Here is a 23,471-nt window from a genome sequence, read left to right as displayed (position 1 = left end):
CCCCAAACGGGAGATCGGGGGTGCACCAGTGCGCATCGGACTGCTGACCGAGGGTGGCTATCCGTATGTGAGCGGTGACGCCGGACTCTGGTGCGACCGGCTCGTGCGCGGGCTGGCGCAGCACGAGTTCGAGCTGTACGCGCTCAGCCGCACCGAACACCAGGACAACGAAGGCCGGTTCGCCCTGCCGCCGCAGGTCACCCGCGTCCGCACGGCACCGCTGTGGACGGCTGAGGACGACGGGGTCGTGTACGGGCGCCGTGCGCGCCGGCGCTTCGCCGACTGCTACGGCGAGTTGGTGGCCGCGCTGTGCGAGGGCCCCGGCGCCGAGGCCGCGCGGTACACTCCCGCCCCCCAGGCGGACCGTTTCGCCAACGCCCTGTACGGGCTCGCCGACCTCGCCCGCGACGAGCGCGGGCTGGTGGGAGCGCTCCGCTCGGAACGGGCGGTGCGCGCCCTCGAACGCGCCTGCCGGGCGCCCGGCGCGCTGCGCACCGCGCGCGAGGCACGCGTCGCCGATCTGCTGACGGTCACCGCGCACCTGGAACGCGCCCTGCGCCCCCTCTCGCTGGACTGGTACGAGGACGACGCCCTCGGCGCGGTCGACCTGTGCCACGCCGCCTCGGGCGGCCCCGCGGCCCTGCCCGGCCTGCTCGCCCGGCACTTCTGCGGGGTGCCGCTGGTGGTCACGGAGTACGGGGTGCGACTGCGGAGCCACTACCTCGGCGGGGGACCGGGGGAGGAGACGGTGCCGGGCGGGCCCGTGGGTGGGGGGACGAGTGCTCCGGCGGGGAGCGCGGGAGCGGGCGACGCTGGGGGAGCCGGTTCCGGTGTCGGTTCCGGCGTTCGTGGGGGTACGAGGGGTGCCGCGCGGCGTGACGCGGGGCCGTTCGCCGCGACGGCCGTCAGCCCCGCCGTGCGCGCCCTGCTGGCCGCCTTCCACGGCCGGCTCGCCGCCGAGGTCTACCGGCAGGCCGCCCGCATCATCCCCGGCAACGCCCACGCCCGCCGCTGGCAGGAGCGCTGCGGTGCCGACCGCGCCAAGATCCGCACGGTCCACCCGGGCATGGACGCCGCGCCGTTCGCGGAGGTGGGCGAGGCGCCGGACGCCGCCGACCCCGACACCCTGGTCTGGGTGGGCCGGATCGAACCGGCCAAGGACCTGGTGTCCCTGCTGCACGCCTTCGCGGAGGTCCGCAAGGAGGAGCCCAGGGCCCGGCTGCGCGTCATCGGCGCGCCGGCCGGCCCCGAGGGCGAGGCGTACCTCGGCCACTGCCGCATACTCGCCGCCCAGCTCTTCCCCGACGAGGCCGACGGCCTGCACTCCGTCGGCGACAACCCCGTCTCGTTCGAGGAGATCGGCGGTCCGGAGGCCCCCACGCCCGCCGACGCCTACGCCGCCGGTGCCGTCACCGTGCTGTCCAGCGTCGTCGAGGGCTTCCCCCTGGGTCTGGTCGAGGCCATGTTCTGCGGACGCGCCACCGTGTCGACCGACGTCGGCGCGGTCGTCGAGGTCATCGGCGGCACCGGACTCGTCGTCCCGCCGCGCAACCCGCGGGCGCTCGCGGAGGCGTGCGTGGCCCTGCTGCGCGACCCCGAGCGCCGTGCGCGTCTCGGGGCCGCCGCCCGAGCCCGCGCGCTCGAACTGTTCACCGTCGAGCAGAACGTCGCGGCATTTCACGGCATTTACCTGGAGGTCGTCTCGCAGTGTCCCGTCCGGCGCGTCGTCCTCGACGAGTCGGGCGAGCCCCTGCCGTTCGCCGTGCCCGCCGAGGCGCACGTCGCCAGCCGCTGGACCGGCCTGTCGTCCCGCTTCGCCACCCGACGCGGCCCGGGATGGGCGGCCGGGCCGCCGGTGCGGGGGATGACGCCGGGGCCCGCGGTCGCCGCGGGAGAGGGGGCGGCCCGATGAGCGGACTCGGCGAACTGGACCGCCCCGGCACACCGGAGAGCCCCGGAGCCTGGGACGAACGGTCCGAGGAGTGGGCCCTGGCGGACGACCCGACGGCCACCGTGGACGACTCCAGGATTCCCACGGGCGGCCCCGCGGCCGCCGAGGACGACCCCATGACCTCCATGGACGCCCCCATGACCCCCGTGGACCCCCCCGTAGGTCCCTTGGACGACGCCTCCGGATCGCGACCCGCACCCGCCGCGCGGCCGAAGCCCCCGCGGCGGCGTGCCGTCGACCCCGTCAAGGCCCTGATGCACCGTCACCGGGACCTCTGCGAACGCGCCGTCGACGCCCTGGAGATCGCCGCCGGCCTGGAGGCGCACGGCGTCACCGACCGCACCGCCGCCCGCTTCCGCCACCGCGACGTCTTCTCCCTGGCCGAGGAGATGTACGCCCGCGTCCCCCACGACGGCGACCGGTCCGGGCCGGCGACGGACACCACCGGCCGACCCGCGGCCCGGGACCGGGCGTCCTCCGCGTCCTCCGCCGATGAGACCGGCCTCCGCCCCCGCGCCGGCTGGGTCCTGCTGTCCCTGCTCCCGGGCCTGCTGTGCGCCGCGACCGTCGCCGGGCTGCGGCTCACCGACGGCCGGACCGCGCTCGCCGTCGCCGCCGCCGGAACGCTCGCCGTGGCGCTCGGCCTGCGCGCCGCCCTGCGCCGCGGCCCCCTGAGCCGGCCCGACCGCGCCCACGGCCACGGCACGGTCACCCGGACCTGCTGGCTCCTCGCCTACGCCGCCCTCGGCGACGGACTCCTGCGCGCCGCCCTGCACGCAGGCCCCGACAGCCCGCCCACCACGGCGAGCGACGGCTCCTGGCCGCTCTCCGCGGCGCTCCTGCTCACCCTCGCGCTGGCGTGCGCGCCCGCCGCCTGGTGCGCCCACCTCCTCGCCGCGGGCGCCCGGCGCAGACTCACCGCCAGCCGCGGCCTGGAGGAGTTCGCCGCCTCCATACGCCCCTTGCTGCTGGGCACGTTCACCCTGTTCCTCGGCGTACTCGCCGGGCTGACCGCCCTGTGTGCCGTGCTCCTCGGCGACCCGCCCGCCTACGGCCGGACGCTCACCCTGGGTTCGCTGCTGTTCCTCGCGCGCCTCCTCACCGTGCACCGCTTCACCCACGCCCCCCAGCTGGTCCTGACGGCCGCCGTCGGCGCGGAGGCGCTCGCCCTGTCCACCGTCCTCGCGGCCCGGTTGCCCGGCTGCCAGGCCCTCGGTGCCCCCGTCGAGACCGTCGCGGGCGCCTGGGGCCCGGCCGGTGTCCCGGCGCTGGTGTGCGGGGCCGGCGCGCTGACCCTGCTGGCCCACGCGACCCGCACCCTCACCCGGGCGTCGGCCCACGCCCGCCCGGACGCACCCTGACTTCGCCCTCGCCGCCCCCCACGCGCAGGCAACCGCACCATCCCCGAAGGAGTAGCCAGATGACCACCTCCCGTTCCGGAGCGACCGGCGCGCACACCCCGGGAGCCGCACGATGAGGGTCCTGCTGATCGGAGCCAACGGCTACCTCGGCCGCTTCGTCGCCGACCGCCTGCTCGCCGACCCTGCCGTCCAGCTCACCGCGCTCGGGCGCGGCGACGACGCCGACGTCCGCTTCGACCTCGCGACCGGCAGCCCCGGCGCCCTCACCCGCTTCCTCGACGCGGTCCACCCCCAGGTCGTCGTCAACTGCGCGGGCGCCACCCGGGGCGGTGCCCGCGAACTCACCCGGCACAACACCGTCGCCGTCGCCACCGTCTGCGAGGCCCTGCGGCGCAGCGGCTGCGGCGCGCGGCTGGTGCAGATCGGCTGCGGCGCCGAGTACGGCCCCAGCCAGCCCGGCTCCTCCACCGCCGAGGACGCCGTCCCGCGCCCCGGCGGCCCGTACGGCGTCAGCAAGCTCGCCGCGACCGAACTCGTCCTCGGTTCGGGCCTCGACGCCGTCGTCCTGCGCGTGTTCTCGCCCGCCGGACCAGGCACCCCGGCCGGCTCCCCGCTGGGCCGGCTCGCCGAGGCCATGCGCCGCGCCATGCAGTCCGGCGACGGCGAGCTGAAACTCGGCGGGCTCGGCGCCCAGCGCGACTTCGTCGACGTCCGGGACGTGGCCCGCGCCGTCCACGCCGCGTCGCTGTCCGCCGCGCAGGGCGTCATCAACATCGGCTCCGGCCGTGCCGTGCGGCTGCGTGACGCGGCCGCGATCCTCGCCCGGGTCGCCGGGTACGGCGGCGCCCTCCACGAACTCGACGGCCCGCCCGGACCGCTGCGCGCCACCATCGGCCACCCGCGCCACGACCCGGACCACCCGGCCCCGGTCGCGTACCCGTACCCCGACGGCTGCGGCAGCTGGCAGCAGGCCGACGTGCGCACCGCCCGCGACCGGCTCGGCTGGCGCCCGCGGATCAACCTCGAGGAGTCCCTGGCCGACATCTGGATGGAGGCCGCATGCCGTATCTGAGCAGTACGGCCGCCGGCACCCGGACCGGAGAGGGCCACGCCGGGTTCGGCATCCCCGGACTCGCGCACCCCCTGCTGGCCCCCACCGAGTGGGGCGAACTGGCCCGCCCCGGCGCGCCCCTGCACTGGGTGGTCCTGGACGTCGCCGACGGGCCCGGCCTGCGGCCCGACCCGCACTGTCTGGAGGCCGTGGGCCGGCTGCGCACCGCGGGCGTCCGGGTCCTCGGCCACCTCGACGCCGCCCACGGGTTCCGGTCCCACGGCGACCTGGTCGCCGACGCCCAGCGCTTCACCGACTGGTACCGGGTCGGCGGCTTCCTGCTGGACCGCTGCCCCGGTGACCGCGACTCCCTGTCCACGGTCCGCCGCACCGTCGCCACCCTGCGCGGCCTGCGTGACGATGCCCACATCGTCCTGGGGCACGGCACCCACCCGCACCCCGGCTTCGTCGAGCTGGGGGACCAGCTCGTGACCTTCTGCGGCCGCTGGGCGGACTACCGCTGGTCGCAGGTCGCGGAGTGGACGGCCGACCACCCGCCCGAGCGTTTCTGCCACTTCGTGCACGGCGTTCCCCGCCCCCACCTGGAGGAGGCGCTGCGGATCGCGCGCTGGCAGGGCGCCGGGACGATCTGGTTCACCGACCGCACCGACGGCGGCGGACGCGTCGACCCGTGGGAAACCATGCCCGGCTACTGGGACGAAATCGTCTCGCGGATCGGAACGGGTGTCTCGGAATGAAAAAGGCCGTGGCAGTGTTACGGACAGAACCACCGTAGTGATCGACCGAGCAACGGAGTCCCCGTGTCGCTGCCACCCCTGGTCGAGCCAGCATCTGAGCTCACCGTAGACGAGGTCCGCAGGTACTCCCGCCACCTGATCATCCCCGACGTCGGGATGGACGGGCAGAAGCGGCTGAAGAACGCCAAGGTGCTCTGCGTGGGCGCCGGCGGCCTGGGCTCGCCGGCGCTGATGTACCTGGCCGCCGCGGGCGTGGGCACCCTCGGCATCGTGGAGTTCGACGAGGTCGACGAGTCGAACCTCCAGCGTCAGATCATCCACAGCCAGGCCGACATCGGCCGCTCCAAGGCCGAGTCCGCGCGCGACTCCGTCAAGGGCATCAACCCGTACGTGAACGTGGTCCTGCACGAGGAGCGGCTCGAGGCCGACAACGTGATGGACATCTTCAGCCAGTACGACCTGATCGTCGACGGCACGGACAACTTCGCGACCCGCTACCTGGTCAACGACGCCTGCGTGCTGCTGAACAAGCCGTACGTGTGGGGTTCGATCTACCGCTTCGACGGCCAGGCGTCGGTGTTCTGGTCCGAGCACGGCCCCTGCTACCGCTGCCTCTACCCGGAGCCCCCGCCCCCCGGCATGGTCCCCTCCTGCGCCGAGGGCGGCGTCCTGGGCGTGCTGTGCGCGTCCATCGGCTCCATCCAGGTCAACGAGGCCATCAAGCTCCTCGCGGGCATCGGTGAGCCGCTGGTCGGCCGGCTGATGATCTACGACGCGCTGGAGATGCAGTACCGGCAGGTCAAGGTCCGCAAGGACCCCGACTGCGCGGTCTGCGGCGAGAACCCGACCGTCACCGAGCTCATCGACTACGAGGCCTTCTGCGGCGTCGTGTCCGAGGAGGCCCAGGCGGCGGCCGCCGACTCGACGATCACTCCCAAGCAGCTCAAGGAGTGGATCGACGACGGCGAGAACATCGAGATCATCGACGTCCGCGAGCCGAACGAGTACGAGATCGTCTCCATCCCGGGCGCCAGGCTGATCCCGAAGAACGAGTTCCTCCTCGGCACCGCCCTGGAGAACCTCCCGCAGGACAAGAAGATCGTCTTGCACTGCAAGACGGGTGTCCGCAGTGCGGAAGTCCTCGCGGTGCTGAAGTCCGCGGGCTTCGCCGACGCCGTCCACGTCGGCGGCGGCGTGATCGGCTGGGTCAACCAGATCGAACCGAGCAAGCCCGTCTACTGAGCCGGACTCCCGGTCCCAGCGGCGGGGGCCTCGCGCACCACGGGTGCCCGGGGCCCCCGCCGTCGTCATGAGCAGACCTTGCCGTCCTTCGGCACCGTGCCCCGGAGCAGGTAGGCGTCCACCGCCGCGTCGACGCACGAGCTGCCCCTGCCGTAGGCCACGTGTCCCTCGCCCTTCCAGGTGAGCAGCACCCCGACCCCCTTGCCGAGCTCGTCGGCCATCCTGCGCGCACCCTCGTACGGCGTCGCCGGGTCGCCCGTGTTGCCCACCAGCAGGATCGGCGCCGCGCCCGGCGCGCTCACCTCCGGGGTGTCGAACTGCCCGGCCACCGGCCAGTCGTGGCACCAGCCGGCCGTGTCCCAGCCGAGGAAGTCGCCGAAGACGGGCGAGATCTTCTCGAACCGCGCCAGCGCGGCCTTCGTCTCCTGCAGCGTCGGGCGCTGCTTGTCGTCCAGGCACGATATGACCCGTTGCGCGTGCGCCGCCGTGCCGTACGTCCCCGAGGCGTCGCGTTCGTTGTAGGCGTCGGCGAGCTCCAGGAGCCGTGAGCCGTCGCCCTTCTCCGCGGCGTCTAGGGCGCTGGTCAGGGTGGGCCAGCCGGACTCGCTGTACAGCGGCAGGACGATGCCGGTCACCGCGAGCGTCTGTGTCAGCTTGCGACCCGACGACGTCGGCAGCGGACGGGCGTCGATCCGGTCCAGCAGGGCGGCGATCTTCCGCGTGCCCTTCTCGGGGTCCTGTCCGGTCGACTTCAGGTAGTCGTCGAGGGCCCGCTGGAAGCCGAGGGCCTGGTTCTCGGCGTGGCCCACCGTGTCGGCGGTCGGGTCGACCACCGCGTCCAGGACCACCCGTCCCACGTGCTGCGGGAAAAGGTGGGCGTACACCCCGCCGAGCTCGGTGCCGTAGGAGATGCCGAAGTAGTGCGTCTTCGCGTCCCCGAGGACCTGGCGCATGAGGTCCATGTCGCGGGCGGTGTCGGTGGTCGACACGTGCGCCAGCAGCGGACCGGCGGCCTTCTGGCAGCCCTTGCCGAAGGCGGTGGCGTCGGCGAGGTACGCCTGCTCCTCGGCCGGGGTGTCCGGGGTGGCGTCGACCGACTCGGCCGCCTGGATCTCCTTGTCGCTCCGGCAGCGGACGCCCTCGCTGGCGCCCACCCCGCGCGGGTCCCAGCTCACCAGGTCGTAGCGCTCACGCAGGGAGGAGACGGTGGAGGCGAATCCGGGCAGACCGGACACGCCCGAGCCGCCGGGGCCGCCGAAGTTGAACAGCAGCGATCCGATCCGGTCGCCGCCGCTGGCCTTGGCGCGCACCAGTGCGAGATCGATCGTGGGGCCGTCCGGTGCGGACCAGTCCAGCGGTGTCCTCAGCTTCGTGCACTGCCACTCGCGGCCGGGCGCGGGGGAGTCGGCGGTGCTCCCGCACCGGCCCCAGTGGAGCTTCTGTCCGGTCAGCGACGCGGGCAGGGCCGTCGTGGCCGGCGAGGTGCTCACCGGTGGTGTCGCGGTCGGTGACGGGTGGTCCGCCTTGTCGTCCTTGCCGTCGCCGGACGCGCCGCTGCAGCCTCCCACCAGCAGCGCGGCGGCGGCCCCGAGCGCCGCCAGGCGTACGAAACGCGCCATGTGCTCTTCCCCCCTCGTGAGCCGTCCGCACGGTGCGGCGAAACGGCGGTCCGGCCATCCTAGGCGGATCGGGCCGACCGCATCGAAGCCTGTGGATAACGCACTGACCTGCGGATTCAGTGGTCGGGTCAGGAGCAGACGGTGCCCGCGGCGGGCACCTTGCCGTCCAGGAGGTAGCCGTTCACCGCGGTCTGCACGCACCTGTTCTTGCTGTCATAGGCGCCGTGCCCCTGGCCCTTGTACGTCAGCTCCACCCCGACGCCCCCGCCGAGGGCGTCCACCATCTTCCGGGCCCCTTCGTACGGCGTGGCCGGGTCGCCGGTGTTGCCGACGACGAGGATCGGCGCCGCTCCCGGGGCGCTGACGTCCGGGTGGTCGGCGGCCCCCGGGACGGCCCAGTCGGTGCAGCTGACCAGGGACCAGGCGAGGAAGTCCCCGAACAGCGGGGACGCGGCCCGGAAGGCGGGCAGCCGGCCCTCGACGTAGGCGGGGGAGTAGCGGGGCCGGTCGTCGGCGCAGTTGATGGCGATGTTGGCGGGGACCAGGTTGCTGTACTCGCCGTTCTCGCCGCGGCCGTTCATCGAGTCGGACAGCAGCATCAGGGTGCGGCCGTCCCCGTCGTAGGCCTGCTCCAGGCCCTCGGTGAGGTACTCCCAGAAGTCCTTCGAGTACAGGGCCTGCGCGATGCCGTTGGTCGCCGCGCTCTGGGTCAGCTCGCGCGGGAAGACGCCCGGGAGGGGGTTGGTGTCGAGCTGGGCCAGCAGCCGGGCGATACGGTTCTTCACGTCCTCGGGGGTATCACCGACGGGGCAGTCCTCGGGCTTCGACGTGCAGTCCTCGGCGTAGTTGTCGAGGGCGCGCTGGAAGCCGCGGGCCTGGCCGAGCGCGCCCTGCTCCGACGTCTGGGTCGGGTCGACGACCGCGTCGAACACGGCCCGTCCCACGTGCTGCGGGAACAGGTGGGCGTAGACCCCGCCGAGCTCGGTGCCGTAGGAGATGCCGAAGTAGTGCAGCTTCTGGTCGCCGAGGACCTGGCGCATCAGGTCCATGTCGCGGGCCGCGTCGGTGGTGCGCACGTGCGGCAGGACTTTTCGGCTGTTCTTCTCGCAGGCCGCGTTGATCTGCTTGGTGTTGTCCAGGTACGTGGTGCGCTCGGCGGCGTCGTCGGGCGTCATGTCCTGCTGGAAGTAGGCGTCGAGCTGCTGGTCGTTCTCGCACCTGACCCCGTCGCTTCGGCCGACGCCGCGCGGGTCGAAGCTCACCAGGTCGTAGCGGGTGCGCAGAGCCGCGTAGTCCTCGCCGAACGCGGGCAGCGTGGTGACGCCCGAGCCGCCGGGGCCGCCGAAGTTGAACACCAGTGAGCCGATCCGCCGGGCGTCCCCGCCGCTCGCTCGGGCGCGGATCAGTGCGATGCCGAGGGTGTCGCCCTCGGGGTCGTCCCAGTCCAGGGGCGCCTTCATGGTGGCGCACTGCCACGCGTCGCCGTCGGGCAGCGGGGAGGGGGCGCTGCCGCCGCCCTCCGCCCGGGACGGGGCCGGGCAGTCCTTCCAGTGCAGCTTCTGCGCCGTCAGGTCCTCGTCCCGGGAGTCGTCGTCCGAGCACCCGGCCACCAGCGACGACAGCAGGACGAGGGCGGTCAGCGCGGCGGCGCGCGGGCGCGAGGTGGGCATGCCCCCATCGTGGCGCCGCACTTCGCCACGCGCGCGGGACGCGGGCCGTCCGGGGGTACCGACCGCGCCTCGTGGCACGGACCGTCGCTACAGCGCGCCCTTGCGGGTGAGCTGGGTGAACGCCAGCCAGCCCGGCAGCACCGGCAGCCACAGCGTGAGCAGCCGGAACAGCAGCACGGCGGGGGCGGCGACCTCCTTGGGCAGGCCCACCGCGATCAGGCCGACCGTCAGGGTGGCCTCCACCGCGCCGACACCGCCCGGCGTGGGCGCGGCCGAGCCGAGCGCGTTGCCGGCCAGGAAGACGACGGCGACGCTGGCGATGCTCAGCGAGGTGGAGTCGTCGCCGAACGCGCGGATCGAGGCGTCCAGGCACATCACGAAGCAGGCCGTCAGCAGCAGCATCCCGCCGATGCCGGTGACGAGCTTCTGCGGCCGCTGGAGCACGTCCAGCATGCGCGGCACCACCCCGGCGAACAGCGACCGCACGCGCGTGACGACGAACTTCCGCAGGAACGGCACCGACGTCACGACGAGCACCAGCACCGCCACGGTCAGCAGGCCCGCGATGACCGTGCGGGACGGCGACAGCGACGGCGTCTTCTCGGTGCCGGTCAGATAGCCGAACGACAGCAGCATCAGGATGTGGCACCCGAGCCCGAACAGCTGCGAGGCGCCCACGCTCGCCACCGCGAGCCCCGGACGCACCCCCGCGCGCTGCAGGAAGCGCGTGTTCAGCGCGACGCCGCCCACCGCGGCGGGCGCCACGATCTTCACGAACGACCCGGCGACCTGCGCCGCCACCGTCCGCGGGAATGGCACCCGCTCCGGGACGAAGCCGAGCAGGCTCATCGCGGCGGCCACGTAGCTCAGCGCCGAGAACAGCACGGCCGCCGCGACCCAGCCCCACTGCGCGTTCGCGACGAGCGGCCCGAACTCGATGTGGGTGAGCTGCGTCAGCAGGAAGTACGCGCCGATCGCCCCGGCGATGAAGCTGATCAGCGTGCGCGGGCGCACCCGCTCCAGGCGGGCCGGCTCGACCGGCGCCTGCGGCCGGATGCGCAGCACCTGGTGGCGGATCTGGGTGAGCAGGTCCTCCTCGCGGGCCTCCTCCAGCGCCTCGTCGATGGCCCGCTTCTCGGCCCGCGCCTGCGCGCGTACGGCCTTCTTGTCGGTCTTCTCCGGGACGGCCTCGGCGCCGTCCTCCCCGGCGGCCTCCAGGCGGGCCTGCCGGGACAGCCGGGACGCCTCCAGCACCGCCTCGCGCTCGCGCTGCGCGCGCTCCCGGGCCAGCCGGCGCAGCGTCGCGCGCGTGGAGCGGGTCAGCGCGATCGGCTGGAGCATCGGCAGGCAGTCGGCCACGGCGTCCGGCCCCAGCACGCCCACCGCCGACGCCACCGCCCGCTCGGCCCCCGCCCGCAGGGCGAGCGTCGTGACCAGCTGGGCGACGTCCATGCGCAGCAGCAGGTCACCGGCCGCGATCTCACCACCGCGCAGATCGGTGAGGATCACCGCGCCGGAACGATCCACCAGGATCGCGTCACCGGCGAGCCTGCGGTGCGCGATGCGCCGGGACTGCAGCGCTTCCACCTGGCGCCAGGTCGAACGCAGCAGGTCGTCGGTGATCTCCTCGTCCGCCAGCGAGTCCAGGGTGCGTCCGCCGGTGTGCTCGTAGACGAGCATCACGGCGTCCGGTCCGAGTTCGCTCGTGGCGATGAGCTTGGGCGCGTTGGCGCCGGCCGCGATCGCCGCGTAGGCCAGCAGCGCCTCCTGCTCCAGCGCCTGGCGCAGCGACTGCAGGCTGCTGCGGGTCGCGAAGCCGCGCAGCGTCAGGTTGCGCCACGCGCGGTAGAAGAAGCCCTGGGCCTGCTGCTCGCGGTCGACGACCGTCACGTCCAGCGGCGGGCCGTCCTCCAGGGTGACGAAGTAGCGCCGGCCGCGGTCGCCGTTCTCCGCGGTGTCCGCCACCGCCTCCTCCCGGGCCGCGCTCACCGGGTGGAAGCCGACGGTCCGCAGGCCCGCCATGAGGGTGCGGCCGGTGGGCCGGACGTTCGGCGAGCCGACGGCGTACAGCGTGCCGTAGGCCACGCTCCAGCCGATCAGGACGGTGAGGATGATCGAGAACGGCGTCGTGTACCCGGTGACGAGCATCGAGAAGGCGTCGAGCATCAGCACGATCCATAGCACCGCGCGCCAGCGCGGGCGCCGGGACATGCCGACGGCGGTCATGTACGCGATGACCGGGGCCAGGTAGCCGTGCACCGGGTCGGTCAGGGCGTGCACGTCACCGGGGGAGGGCTGCGTCAGCGCGTCCTGGATGGAGTGGGGGGCGGCCTTGGCGACCCACAGGTCGGTGGCGAGTGTCACACCGTGGGCCAGTACCGCGGCGAGCACGCCGTCGGCGATCCGCAGCCCGTCCCGTTTGATCAGCCGCTCGATCGCGAACGCGACCGGCACCAGCAGGATCGCGATGCTGGACACCAGCCCGGCGAACTTGATCAGCAGGTCGGGCGCCTGGCCGGTGCCCTTGTTGATGTCCTGTTCGAGGCCCGAGGTGGTTCCGTGGGCGAACGCCGCGACGGCGAGCAGCACCACGATCGCCAGCACACCCACCAGCAGCCGCATGAGGTCGGAGGGGCGGTGCACGCGCGCGGGGAGCAGCGGTTCGTCGCCCTCCACCTCGTCGGCGTGGGTCACGTCCCCGGACTCCGCGTGCGGGGTGCCCGCGGCCTCGGGGTCGCCCCCGCCGGCCGCCGGGTCAGCGGCGTCCGCGGAGGGCTGCGCCTGGCCGTCGTGACCTGCGGAAGCGGCCTTCTTCGCGGTGTCCGGGCGCGACGCAGCATCAGAGGTCCCCTCCGCGTCCTCGGGGTGCACGCCCTGCTGCTTCATCGACTCTTCTTGATCTCGTATCACCGGTCACCGCCCGCACGATGGTGGCACGTCCCACCGGCACACGGGGCATTCAGGGTGCGCGTGCGGGGCGCACAGTCTGCCCGAAGCGACGCCGTGGGGGCGAGGGTCACCCACCGTCGCCGGCCCGTCGCACTGTCGGTGGGGTGGGGCAGGATGGGACGGATGAGCGAGCTGAGCCCTCCGGACGACGACGCCCGCCCGGAGTACACCGACGCCCTGCCGGAGTACGCCGAGCGGGTCCTCGACGTGGCCGACCGCATCCCGCCGGGCCGGGTGATGACGTACGGGGACGTCGCGGAGTGGCTCCAGGAGGGCGGACCGCGCCAGGTCGGCCGGGTGATGGCCCTGTACGGCGGAGCCGTCCCGTGGTGGCGCGTGGTGCGCGCCGACGGCGTGCTGCTGCCCGGGCACGAGCTGGACGCCCTCGGCCGCTACCGGGCGGAGGGCACACCGCTGAAGGAGGCGGGCCGGGCCGCCGAGGGCCACCTGCCGCGCCTCGACATGAGACGGGCGCGCTGGGACGGCGGCGAACACGCGCAGGGTCACACCTGACAGCTTCCGCCATCGGACGGCGCGCCGGGCGACCTCTGCTCCGAACGGGGGAAAGGGGGGACGTCCGTGGCATGACGTACGTTCGAGGGGCGAGGGGCCCACGTGGCCGGCGAGGCCCACGGGAAAAAGCGGAAGTCCTGCTTCCGCTGACGTCCCGGGCGTAGCGTCGGCTGCACGCGTCCCCCTCATCCCGCCACCACCGCCCGGCACGAGCGGCGGACCGACCACCAGCACACCCACCAGGACCGGCGAACCACGTGAGCTCCTCCTCCTCCACCGGACGACTGCCGCACCCCCAGGCGCGGCAGGGGAGCCGTGGCGCTTACCGACTGGTCCGTACTCCTGTGGCCCGTGTGGATCCCCCTGAACTGGACGCAGCCCAGCGCGCCGTGGTTGACCACCTCAGCGGACCGCTGCTCGTCCTCGCGGGTCCGGGCACCGGGAAGACCACCACCCTGGTGGAGTCCGTGGCCGCGCGCGTCGCCCGCGGCGCCGACCCCGCACGGATCCTGGTGCTCACCTTCAGCCGCAAGGCCGCCGTCGAGCTGCGCGACCGCATGGCCCTGCGGATGGGCGCCGCCCACGCCCCCCAGGCGACCACCTTCCACTCGTTCTCCTACGCCCTGGTCCGCGCCCACCAGGACAGCGACCTGTTCGTGGAGCCCCTGCGCCTGCTGTCCGGCCCCGAGCAGGACGTCACGGTCCGTGAACTGCTCGCCGGCCAGGTCGACCTCCAGCGCCTCGGCCTCTCGCACGTCCGCTGGCCCGACGACCTGCGCGCCTGCCTCACCACGCGCGGGTTCGCCGACGAGGTCCGCGCGGTGCTCGCCCGCAGCCGCGAACTGGGACTCGACCCCGGCGCCCTGGACGCCTTCGCGCGCCGTATCGGCCGCCCCGACTGGCGCGCCGCGGCCGCCTTCCTCGCCGAGTACCTGGACGTCCTCGACCTGCAGGGCGTCCTCGACTACGCCGAACTCGTCCACCGCGCGGTGCTCCTCGCCCGCCGTCCCGAGGCCGCCCGGCGGCTCGCCGGGCAGTACGACGCCGTCTACGTCGACGAGTACCAGGACACCGACCCCGCCCAGGTACGCCTGCTGCACGCCCTCGCGGGCGGCGGCCGCACCCTGGTCGCGTTCGGCGACCCCGACCAGTCGATCTACGCCTTCCGGGGCGCCGACGTGAACGGCATCCTCGACTTCCCGCGCGCGTTCCCCCGCGGCGACGGCCGTCCCGCGCCCGTCGAGGTGCTGCGCGTCTCCCGCCGCTCCGGAGCGGCGCTGCTGGCCGCCACCCGGCTGCTCACCCAGCGCATGCCGCTGACCCGCCTCCCCGCCGAGAAGGTGCGCGCCCACCGGGACCTCACCCCCGTACGCGACGGCGGCCGCGTCGAGGTCTACACGTACCCGACGCCCGGCACCGAGCTGGACAACGTCGCCGACATCCTGCGCCGGGCCCACCTGGAGGACGGCGTCCCCTGGGGCGAGATGGCCGTCCTCGTACGCGCGGGTGCCCGCACCATCCCCACGGTCCGCCGCGCCCTCACGTCCGCCGGCGTTCCGCTGGACATAGACGGCGACGACCTGCCCCTGCGCCACGAACCGGCCGTCGCCCCCCTCCTGACGGCCCTGCGCGCGGTGGCCACCGCGGAGGCGGCGGAGCGGACGGAGGACGCGGCGACCGTCGCACCGGACGATGCGGCGCCCCCCGCACCGGACGATGCGGCGCCCCCCGCACCGGACGATGCGGACGGACCGGTCGCCGAAGGGCGCCCGGCGGACCCGGCGGACCCCGGTGCGGACGAACACGGCACCGGCCCGCAGGACCGGCCCGAAGCCGTCACCCCCTGCTGGCTCGACACCGAGACCGCCCTCACCCTTCTCACCTCCCCGCTCGCCGGGATGGACGCCGCCGACCTGCGCCGCCTCGGGCGCGCCCTGCGCGACGAGGAGCGCGCCGGGGGCAACCCGCTGCCCCCGCCCTCCGACGCGCTGCTCGCCCGGGCACTCGCCGAGCCGGAGCGGCTGGCCGTGCACGACCCGACGTACGCGCGCGGGGCGCAGCGCCTCGGCGCGCTGCTCCGCAAGGCCCGCGAGCGCCTCGCCGGCGGCGGCACGGCCGAGGAGGCGCTGTGGGACCTGTGGGACGGCACGCCCTGGCCGAACCGCCTGGAGCGGGCCGCCCGGCGCGGCGGCGCGGCCGGACGCAACGCCGACCGTGACCTCGACGCCGTGTGCGCCCTGTTCGCCACGGCCGCACGCGCGGAGGAGCGCACCGGAGGCCGGGGCGCCCTGAACTTCCTCGAGGAGCTCGAGGCCGAGGACATCGCCGCCGACACCCTCACCCGGCGGGCCGTGCGCCCGGACGCCGTGCGCCTGATGACCGCGCACCGCTCCAAGGGACTGGAGTGGCGGCTGGTCGTCGTGGCCGGCGTCCAGGAGGGGCTGTGGCCCGACCTGCGCCGCCGGGGCTCGCTGCTGGAGGCCGACCGGATCGGCCGCGACGGGCTGGCCGAACCGCTCACCCCGGGCGCGCTGCTCGCCGAGGAACGCCGCCTGTTCTACGTCGCCGCCACCCGCGCGCGGGAACGCCTCGTCGTCACCGCCGTGAAGGCCCCCGCCGACGACGGCGACCAGCCCTCCCGCTTCCTCGCCGAACTCGGCGTCGAGCCGCGGGACGTCACCGGCCGCCCGCGCCGCCCCCTGTCGGTCGCCGCGCTCGTCGCCGAACTGCGCGCCACCACCGTCGACCCGCGCGCCTCCGCGCCCCTCAGGGAGGCCGCCGCCCGGCGCCTGGCCCGCCTGGCCGCGCTCGCCGACGAGGACGGCCGCCCCCTGGTGCCGTCCGCGCACCCGTACCGCTGGTGGGGCATGTGGGACCCGACCGAGAGCAAGGTGCCGCTGCGCGACCGCGACGAGCCCGTGGTGCTGTCCGGCAGCGCGCTCGACCAGCTCGCCAACACGTGCTCCCTGCAGTGGTTCCTGGGCCGCGAGGTGAAGGCCGACGCGCCCGCGACCGTCGCACAGGGCTTCGGCAACGTGGTGCACGTCCTCGCCGACGAGGTCGCCTCCGGGCACACCCCGGCCGACCTCGACGTGCTCATGGAACGCCTGGACTCCGTGTGGAACGCGCTCGCCTTCGACGCGCCCTGGAAGTCGCAGCAGGAGAAGGACAACGCGCGCGTGGCGCTGGAGCGGTTCCTGAAGTGGCACGTCATGGACCGCACCGGCCGCACACCGGTGGCGAGCGAGCACGACTTCGACGTCACCCTGGAGGCCGGCGACTACCAGGTGCGCATCCGCGGCCAAATGGACCGCGTCGAAGTCGACGGCGACGGCCGCGCCTACGTCGTCGACTTCAAGACCGGCAAGCAGGCGCCGACCGCGCGCGAGGTGGAGCGCCACCCCCAGCTGGCCGTCTACCAGCTCGCGGTCCGCGCCGGAGCCGTCGACGACGTCTTCGACGGGGTGCGCCCCGAGCCCGGCGGTGCGGAACTCGTCCACCTCCGCCAGGGCGCCGCCCAGCGCGACGGCGGCGAGACCCTGCCCAAGGTGCAGGCGCAGGAGCCGCTCGAAGGGGAGTGGGTCGGCGACCTGCTCGCCACGGCGGCCGGCAAGGTCCTCGACGAACGGTTCACCCCGTCCGCCGGCCAGCACTGCACGCACTGCGCGTTCCGGGCGTCGTGCAGCGCACGGCCCGAGGGTCGCCACGTCGTCGAGTGACGAGGGCCGGGGCAGGGGCCGTCGGCGTGCGGGGCCCGGAAGGAACGAGGGCCCGGTCGGCGGACGCAGCGCCCGGACCGAGACCCCCGCGTCGAACGGGAGTGACGTATCGCACCACACGGGCTGACCTGCGCTTCTGGCGCCTCGCAGCGCTGAACGGGCCCCGGCTGTCAGTGCCCGCCGCTAGCCTCTGACGACATGCCCGCCCGTATCACCGACCCCGAGCAGCTCAAGGAGCTCCTCGGCATCCCCTTCACCCCGGAGCAGACGGCCTGCATCACCGCGCCGCCCGCGCCGCAGGTGATCGTGGCCGGCGCCGGGTCGGGCAAGACGACCGTGATGGCCGCCCGCGTGGTGTGGCTGGTCGGCACCGGACAGGTCGCCCCCGAGCAGGTCCTCGGCCTGACCTTCACCAACAAGGCCGCGGGCGAGCTCGCCGAGCGCGTGCGCAAGGCCCTGGTCCGGGCGGGCGTCACCGACCCCGACGTCATCGACCCGGACAACCCGCCCGGCGAGCCGGTCATCTCCACCTACCACGCCTTCGCCGGCCGCCTGCTGACCGACCACGGCCTGCGCATCGGCCTGGAGCCCACCTCCCGCCTCCTCGCCGACGCCACCCGCTACCAGCTCGCCGCGCGCGTGCTGCGCGAGGCACCCGGCCCGTACCCGGCGCTCACCCGCTCCTTCGCCGACCTCGTCAGCGACCTCCTCGCCCTCGACGCCGAACTCGCCGAACACCTCGTACGCCCCGAGCAACTGCGCGCCTGGGACGCCGAACTGCTGCTCAGCCTGCAGAACGCCAAGCTCACCAACGCCGACCTGCGCAAGGTGCCCGAGACCGCCGCCGCCCGGCGCGACCTCGCCGAGCTGGTGATCCGCTACCGGGCCGCCAAGCGCGAGCGCGACCTGCTCGACTTCGGCGACCAGATCGCCCTGTCGGCGCGGCTCGCCGGCATCCCCGAGGTGGGCCGCGTCCTGCGCGACGAGTTCCGCGTGGTCCTCCTCGACGAGTACCAGGACACCTCCGTGGCCCAGCGCGTCCTGCTGGCCGGCCTGTTCGGCGACGGCACCGGCCACCCGGTCACCGCCGTCGGCGACCCCTGCCAGGCCATCTACGGCTGGCGCGGCGCCTCCGTCGCCAACCTCGACGACTTCCCCGAACACTTCGCGCACGCCGACGGCGGCCCCGCCGGCCGACGGGCCCTCAGCGAGAACCGCCGCAGCGGCGGCCGCCTCCTGGACCTCGCCAACGGCCTCGCCGCCCCCCTGCGCGCCCTGCACGCGGGCGTGGAGGCCCTGCGCCCGGCACCCGGCGCCGAACGGGACGGCGTGGTGCGCTGTGCCCTGCTGCCCACCCACGCCGAGGAGATCGACTGGCTCGCCGACTCCCTCGCCCACCTGGTGCGCACCGGCACCCCGCCCGGCGAGATCGCCGTCCTGTGCCGCACGGCGACCGACTTCGCCGAGATCCAGGGCGCCCTGGTCGCACGCGACGTGCCGGTCGAGGTGGTCGGCCTGTCCGGGCTGCTGCACCTGCCCGAGATCGCCGACCTGGTCGCCGTCTGCGAGGTCCTCCAGGACCCCGGCGCCAACGCCTCCCTGGTCCGCCTGCTGACCGGCCCGCGCTGGCGCATCGGCCCGCGCGACCTCGCCCTCCTCGGGCGGCGGGCCCGGTTCCTGGTGGCGCACGCGCGCACGGACGACGCCGGCGACCCCGACCGCCGCCTTGCCGAGGCCGTCGAGGGGATCGACCCGGCCGAGGTGATCTCGCTCGCCGACGCCCTCGACACGTTTCTGGAGACCCCGCTGGACAACGCCGGGGACGACGACGGGCTGCCGTTCTCGCCGGACGCGCGCGTGCGCTTCGCCCGGCTCGCCGCCGAGCTGCGCGACCTGCGGCGCTCGCTGTCCGACCCGCTGATGGACGTCCTGCACCGGGTCCTCGCCGTCACCGGCCTCGAGGTCGAGCTGTCGGCGTCCCCGCACGCGCTCGCCGCGCGCCGCCGTGAGACCCTGTCCAACTTCCTCGACGTCGCCGCCTCCTTCGCGGCCCACGAGAACGAGGCCAGCCTGCTGGCCTTCCTCGGCTTCCTGCGCACCGCCGCCCAGTACGAGAAGGGCCTCGACAACGCGCTGCCGGGCGGCGAGAACACCGTCAAGGTGCTCACCGCGCACAAGTCCAAGGGCCTGGAGTGGGACGTCGTCGCCGTCCCCGGCCTGGTCACCGGCACCTTCCCCAGCACACAGGGCCGCGAGAAGTGGACCTCCCAGGCCAAGGTGCTCCCGCACGCACTGCGCGGCGACGCCGACACGCTCCCCGACGTCGCGTCGTGGGACGCGCGCGGCATGCGCGCCTTCCACGAGGCCATGAAGGACCACCAGCACACCGAGGAACTCCGCCTCGGCTACGTCACCTTCACCCGCCCCCGCTCCCTCCTGCTGGGCTCCGGCCACTGGTGGGGCCCCAACCAGAAGAAGCCCCGCGGCCCGTCCGACTTCCTGATGGCGCTGTACGAGCACTGCGCGGCCGGCCACGGCGAGATCGAGGTCTGGGCCGACCCGCCCGAGGACGACGAGGAGAACCCCACCCTCCACCGGGTCACCGTCGACCAGGTCTGGCCCCTGCCCCTGGACGACGCCGCCCTGGCCCGCCGCCGCGCCGCCGCCGCGACGGTCCTGGCCCACCTCGACGACCTCGCCTCCCACCAGGACACCCACCCCGCCGCGGCCCACGAGCGCGACACCTACGACGACCCGGACTGGCCCCCGCCCCCGGAGGAGGACGACGAACCCCCGTACGACGAGGAGCCGCCGCAGGACCCGCCCCACGACGAGCTCCCGCCGCAGGAAGAACCGCCGTACGACCCCGAGTCGCCCTTCGCCGGGCCGACCCACGACCCCGCACCGCGCCCCACCGTCCCGCACCAGGCGGCACCCCCCGAGGTTCCCCCGGCCCGCGAGCGGCTCACCCCCGAGGAGGCCCGCGCCGTCGCCTCCTGGGACCGCGACCTCGACGCGCTCACCGGGGAGCTGCTGCGCGCCCGGCGGGCCGTCACGGACGTGCCGCTGCCCACGACGCTCACCGCCTCGCAGATGATGCGCCTGGCCGCCGACCCGGACGGGTTTGCGCGGGACCTCGCGCGGCCCATGCCGCGCCCCCCGCAACCGGCCGCGCGCCGGGGCACCCGGTTCCACGCGTGGGTGGAGGCCCGCTTCGAGGAGCTGACCCTGCCCCTGCTGGAACCCGAGGACCTGCCGGGCGGCGACGCGGAGATCGCCGACGAGCGCGACCTGGAGGCCCTCAAGGAGGCGTTCGAGCGCACCGCGTACGCCCGGCGCACCCCGTACCGGGTCGAGGCGCCCTTCCAGCTCGCCCTCGCCGGGCGGGTCGTGCGCGGCCGCATCGACGCCGTCTACAAGGAGGGCGACGGCGCCAGGGCGACGTACGAGATCGTCGACTGGAAGACCGGCCGCGGCCGCACGGGTGACCCGCTGCAGCTCGCCCTGTACCGGCTCGCGTGGGCCGAGCAGCAGGGCGTCCCTGTGGAATCGGTCACGGCGGCGTTCCTTCATGTCCGCACCGGGGAGGTCGTCCGTCCGGCCGACCTGCCGGACCGGGCCGCGCTGGAGCGGCTGTTGACGCAGGAAGAGGCCCTCACGCACGCGTACGCCGACGGCTCCGGGCCGGCAGGTGGTGCGCAACCGCCCGGCGGGGATGCCGGCGCGGGCCGATAGGCTCGTGACCATGAGCCATTCCGTTGACAGCGACGTCAGCGCCGTCCGCAGCTACATCGAGCGGCACCGCGCCGCGTTCCTCGACGACCTCGCCGAGTGGCTGCGCATCCCGTCGGTGTCGGCCCAGCCCGACCACGCGGACGACGTGCGGCGCAGCGCGGACTGGCTCGCCGCCGCCCTGCGCGCGACCGGCTTCCCCACGGTCGAGGTCTGGCCCACCCCTGGCGCCCCCGCCGTCTACGCCGAGTGGCCCTCCGACGACCCCGGGGCCCCCACCGTGCTCGTCTACGGCCACCACGACGTGCAGCCCGCCGCACGCGAGGACGGCTGGGACAGCGACCCCTTCGAGCCGGTCGTCCGCGGCAACCGGCTGTACGCGCGCGGGGCCGCCGACGACAAGGGCCAGGTGTTCTTCCACACCCTTGGGGTGCGCGCCCACCTCGCCGCCACCGGCCGGACCGCCCCGGCGGTCCACCTCAAGCTCCTCATCGAGGGCGAGGAGGAGTCCAGCTCCCCGCACTTCCGGGCACTGGTGGAGGCGAACGCCGAGCGGCTCGCCGCGGACGCCGTGATCGTCTCCGACACCGGCATGTGGTCCGAGGACACCCCGACCGTGTGCACCGGCATGCGCGGCCTCACCGACTGCGAGATCCGCCTGTACGGCCCCGACCAGGACATCCACTCCGGGTCGTTCGGCGGTGCCGTGCCCAACCCGGCCACCGCGGCCGCCCGCCTGGTGGCCGCCCTGCACGACGAGCACGCACGCGTGGCCATCCCCGGGTTCTACGACGGCATCGTCGAGCTGACCGAGCGCGAGCGCGCGCTCTTCGCCGAGCTGCCCTTCGACGAGGAGCAGTGGTTGCGCACCGCCAAGTCCCACGCCACCCACGGCGAGGCCGGGCACACCACCCTGGAGCGCATCTGGGCCCGCCCCACCGCCGAGGTCAACGGCATCGGCGGCGGCTACCAGGGTCCCGGCAGCAAGACGATCATCCCCGCCTCCGCCATGGTCAAGCTGTCGTTCCGGCTCGTCGCCGGACAGGACCCCGACCACGTCGAGAAGGCCGTGCGGAACTGGGCGGCCGGGCAACTGCCCGCGGGCATCCGCCACGAGATCGAGTTCAGCCCCGCCACGCGCCCCTGCCTGACGCCACTGGACCACCCGGCGCTGCAGTCCGTGGCCCGCGCCATGGGACGCGCCTTCGGCACGACCGTCCGCTTCACCCGCGAGGGAGGCTCCGGCCCGGCCGCCGACCTCCAGGAGGTCCTCGGCGCCCCCGTCCTCTTCCTCGGCATCTCCGTCCCCTCCGACGGCTGGCACGCCCCCGACGAGAAGGTCGAGCTGGACCTGCTGCTCAAGGGCGTCGAGACCACCGCGTACCTGTGGGGCGACCTCGCCGCGACCTGGCGCCGTGCGCCCTGACACCCGCGCACGGGCCGCGGCGGACGACGGCGGGGGCACACTGGAAGGGCCACCCCACCCCGGCCGCGCACCGGACCCGGTCGCCCCCTGCCGCACGCCCCGCTGAACCGCCGCCCGAAACCACCGTTCCACCGGGGGAGTTGGAAGCACCCGTGACCACCTGGACCGACCAGAACGCCGATCGACCCATCTCGCTCACCGCTCCGAGCGGCATCGACCGGGCCGCGCACCACCGGCTCGACGAGGCCTGGCTCGCGGCGGCGTGGAGCCACCCCACGACGCGCTGTTTCGTGGTCTCCGGTGGTCAGGTCCTCATCGACGAGACACCCGACGGCCGCACCGAGCTCGTCATGACCCCGTCCTTCGAGGCCCCGCTCACCGAGGCCCACCGCTACTTCCTCGGCATCGACGCGGACGGCGTCAGCTACTTCGCCCTCCAGAAGGACGCGCTGCCCGGACGCATCGACCAGTCCGCGCGCCCGGCCGGGCTGCGCGAGGCGGGCCTGCTGCTGTCGCCGCGGGACATCGGCCTGATGGTGCACGCCGTCGGCCTGGAGAACTGGCAGCGCACCCACCGCTTCTGCTCCCGCTGCGGCGAGCGCACGGTGATCGCGGCGGCCGGTCACATCCGCCGCTGCCCCGCGTGCGGTGCCGAGCACTACCCGCGCACCGACCCGGCCGTGATCATGGCCGTGACGGACGAGGACGACCGCATCCTCCTCGGCCGCCAGGTGCACTGGCCGGAAGGCCGCTTCTCGACGCTCGCCGGTTTCGTCGAGCCCGGCGAGTCCATCGAGCAGGCGGTGCGCCGCGAGGTGGCCGAGGAGGTCGGCGTCACCGTCGGCCCGGTCGAGTACATCGCGAGCCAGCCCTGGCCCTTCCCGTCCAGCCTGATGCTGGGGTTCATGGCCCACGCCACCACCACCGACATCGACGTGGACGGCGACGAGATCCACGAGGCCCGCTGGTTCTCGCGGGACGAGCTGGGTGCCGCCTTCGAGGCCGGTGAGGTCCTGCCGCCCTACGGCATCTCCATCGCGGCCCGGCTGATCGAGCTCTGGTACGGCAAGCCCCTGCCGACCCGCGGCTTCGTCTGAGCAAGGCCGCTGCCGGCCCCCGGACACGGCGAAAGGGCGGCCCCCCGCACGGGGGGCCGCCCTTTCCCGTGGCCGTTCAGGCGTTCACGGGGCCGCTCAGGCGCCGATCTTCTGCTTCACCTGCGCCAGCGACGGGTTCGTCAGCGTCGAACCGTCCGCGAAAAGCACGGTCGGGACCGTCTGGTTCCCGCCATTCGCCTTCTCCACGAAGGCCGCGGACTCCGGGTCCTGCTCGATGTTGATCTCGGTGTACGCGATGCCCTCGCGGTCCAGCTGCTTCTTCAGCCGCTGGCAGTAGCCGCACCAGGTGGTGCTGTACATCGTCACAGTGCCCTGCATGTCTCGCGCGCTCCTCAGCCGGCTCGGGAACAGGTCCTACACAG

14 protein-coding genes are annotated in these 23,471 nt (G+C 74.4%); 10 read left to right on the top strand and 4 right to left on the bottom strand.

Features of this window, described 5'->3' with window-relative positions; translation table 11 throughout:
• Nucleotides 1-28: 28 nt before the first annotated feature.
• The 5 genes from E4U92_RS20785 to moeZ all read left to right on the top strand — a co-directional run bounded on the left by E4U92_RS20785 (nucleotide 29) and on the right by moeZ (nucleotide 6,363).
• Entirely contained in the window at nucleotides 29-1,912 is a 1,884-nt protein-coding gene (locus E4U92_RS20785) for a DUF3492 domain-containing protein (protein WP_137301939.1), read from the top strand.
• Nucleotides 1,909-3,312 (top strand): hypothetical protein, encoded by a 1,404-nt coding sequence (locus tag E4U92_RS20780; RefSeq protein ID WP_137301938.1) that lies wholly within the window; start codon nucleotides 1,909-1,911, stop codon nucleotides 3,310-3,312. Before E4U92_RS20785 ends, E4U92_RS20780 begins: the two co-directional genes overlap by 4 nt.
• Nucleotides 3,313-3,424: 112 nt before the next feature.
• The gene (locus E4U92_RS20775) at nucleotides 3,425-4,384 is read left to right on the top strand and encodes an NAD-dependent epimerase/dehydratase family protein (protein ID WP_137301937.1); all 960 of its coding nucleotides are present in this window, start codon (nucleotides 3,425-3,427) and stop codon (nucleotides 4,382-4,384) included.
• Complete coding sequence (locus E4U92_RS20770) at nucleotides 4,372-5,121, top strand: spherulation-specific family 4 protein (protein WP_137301936.1); 750 nt, start codon at nucleotides 4,372-4,374, stop codon at nucleotides 5,119-5,121. Before E4U92_RS20775 ends, E4U92_RS20770 begins: the two co-directional genes overlap by 13 nt.
• A gap of 63 nt (nucleotides 5,122-5,184) precedes the next feature.
• Complete coding sequence (gene moeZ / locus E4U92_RS20765) at nucleotides 5,185-6,363, top strand: adenylyltransferase/sulfurtransferase MoeZ (protein WP_137301935.1); 1,179 nt, start codon at nucleotides 5,185-5,187, stop codon at nucleotides 6,361-6,363.
• Between the two features lie 65 nt (nucleotides 6,364-6,428).
• On the opposite strand, the gene E4U92_RS20760 is transcribed toward moeZ, so the two are convergent.
• From E4U92_RS20760 to E4U92_RS20750, 3 genes are all read right to left on the bottom strand, one after another.
• Nucleotides 6,429-7,982, bottom strand: a complete 1,554-nt coding sequence (locus E4U92_RS20760) for an alpha/beta hydrolase (RefSeq protein ID WP_137301934.1) — start codon at nucleotides 7,980-7,982, stop codon at nucleotides 6,429-6,431.
• Nucleotides 7,983-8,110: 128 nt separating this feature from the next.
• A complete protein-coding gene (locus E4U92_RS20755) occupies nucleotides 8,111-9,652 on the bottom strand; it encodes an alpha/beta hydrolase (RefSeq protein ID WP_137301933.1) in 1,542 nt (513 codons plus the stop codon).
• An 87-nt stretch (nucleotides 9,653-9,739) separates the two neighbouring features.
• The gene (locus tag E4U92_RS20750; protein WP_137301932.1) at nucleotides 9,740-12,538 is read right to left on the bottom strand and encodes a lysylphosphatidylglycerol synthase domain-containing protein; all 2,799 of its coding nucleotides are present in this window, start codon (nucleotides 12,536-12,538) and stop codon (nucleotides 9,740-9,742) included.
• A 186-nt stretch (nucleotides 12,539-12,724) separates the two neighbouring features.
• Between E4U92_RS20750 and E4U92_RS20745 the strand changes: the two genes are divergently transcribed.
• From E4U92_RS20745 to nudC, 5 genes are all read left to right on the top strand, one after another.
• Nucleotides 12,725-13,114: an MGMT family protein gene (locus E4U92_RS20745; RefSeq protein ID WP_137301931.1), complete on the top strand. Its 390-nt coding sequence runs from the start codon at nucleotides 12,725-12,727 to the stop codon at nucleotides 13,112-13,114.
• Nucleotides 13,115-13,371: 257 nt separating this feature from the next.
• Entirely contained in the window at nucleotides 13,372-16,833 is a 3,462-nt protein-coding gene (locus E4U92_RS20740) for an ATP-dependent helicase (protein WP_137301930.1), read from the top strand.
• A 198-nt stretch (nucleotides 16,834-17,031) separates the two neighbouring features.
• Complete coding sequence (locus tag E4U92_RS20735; protein ID WP_137301929.1) at nucleotides 17,032-20,568, top strand: ATP-dependent helicase; 3,537 nt, start codon at nucleotides 17,032-17,034, stop codon at nucleotides 20,566-20,568.
• 10 nt (nucleotides 20,569-20,578) lie between these two features.
• On the top strand, nucleotides 20,579-21,991 hold the full coding sequence (locus tag E4U92_RS20730) for a dipeptidase (RefSeq protein WP_137301928.1): 1,413 nt from the start codon (nucleotides 20,579-20,581) through the stop codon (nucleotides 21,989-21,991).
• 152 nt (nucleotides 21,992-22,143) lie between these two features.
• Nucleotides 22,144-23,088, top strand: coding sequence for an NAD(+) diphosphatase (gene nudC, locus E4U92_RS20725; RefSeq protein ID WP_168725164.1), 945 nt, complete (start codon nucleotides 22,144-22,146; stop codon nucleotides 23,086-23,088).
• 96 nt (nucleotides 23,089-23,184) lie between these two features.
• On the opposite strand, the gene E4U92_RS20720 is transcribed toward nudC, so the two are convergent.
• Entirely contained in the window at nucleotides 23,185-23,427 is a 243-nt protein-coding gene (locus tag E4U92_RS20720; protein WP_067236789.1) for a mycoredoxin, read from the bottom strand.
• Between the last annotated feature and the right edge of the window lie 44 nt (nucleotides 23,428-23,471).

This window comes from Streptomyces galbus (assembly GCF_005280195.1).
Taxonomy (GTDB): domain Bacteria; phylum Actinomycetota; class Actinomycetes; order Streptomycetales; family Streptomycetaceae; genus Streptomyces; species Streptomyces galbus.
This window is presented reverse-complemented; position numbering and strand designations above follow the sequence as displayed.